The organism is Haloferax sp. S2CR25, from assembly GCF_031624535.1.
Classification (GTDB): domain Archaea; phylum Halobacteriota; class Halobacteria; order Halobacteriales; family Haloferacaceae; genus Haloferax; species Haloferax massiliensis.
The window spans coordinates 1-726 of record NZ_JAMQOO010000037.1 but is presented as its reverse complement, the minus strand read 5'-3'; the positions used below and the strand labels follow the sequence as shown (position 1 = coordinate 726).

Genomic DNA, 726 nt, shown 5'->3' with positions numbered 1-726 from the left:
CCTCCTCGACCGGTGTTCGTCCGTCGAGCGCTTGATGCGGTCTTTGAAAGTTGTAGTATTGCACAAATTGTATGAACCACTCGCGGACGCTTCCGTGACTGCCCACCCACGAATTATGGAAGCGGTCGACTCGCATTTTGAGGGTGTGAAACCATTTTTCGATGAGGTTTCGCTCGACGTAGTCCAGCCGACCGCTCAATCCTAATCGAGAGAGGGCAGTCTGATAGCCGTAGCCATCAACGAGAAACACAGCGTCTGAGAGATCGTGTTTCTCGGAAAGTCGATGGAGAAACGCAGCAGCCGGGTCGGTACCATGTCGTCCAAACAATTCGACGTCAAGAATCAGCTTTGTCTCGGTGTCTATTGCAGCGTACAGCCAAGACCACTCACCATTGATTTTGACAGCGGTCTCGTCGACCGCAACCCGCTTCGGCTTCGCCTCAGGCGGGTTGTGACCGCTGTCGGCCAGCCGATGTACCCATTGCCAAACCGCTTGGTGGGAGCGTTCAACGCCGAGTAATCGAAGAATTTCTTTTGTCTCTCTAAGTGAACAACCGGTCGCGTGGAGCTGGACGGCGAACGCCCTGACGGGCGTTGCCGTCCGCTCACGCTCCCAAGTTTCTTCTAAATCCGTCGCAAAGCACTCGCTGAGCAGGTCTGCGAGCATCTTGACCAACTAACTCAACGACCTGCTCGTTCCTCAAACTGGCTTAACTAGACAGTGCC

1 protein-coding gene is annotated in these 726 nt (G+C 54.5%); it reads right to left on the bottom strand.

Features of this window, described 5'->3' with window-relative positions:
* A partial coding sequence (locus NDI65_RS22170; RefSeq protein ID WP_310894445.1) for an IS6 family transposase occupies positions 1-667 on the bottom strand: 667 nt, incomplete at its 3' end.
* Between the last annotated feature and the right edge of the window lie 59 nt (positions 668-726).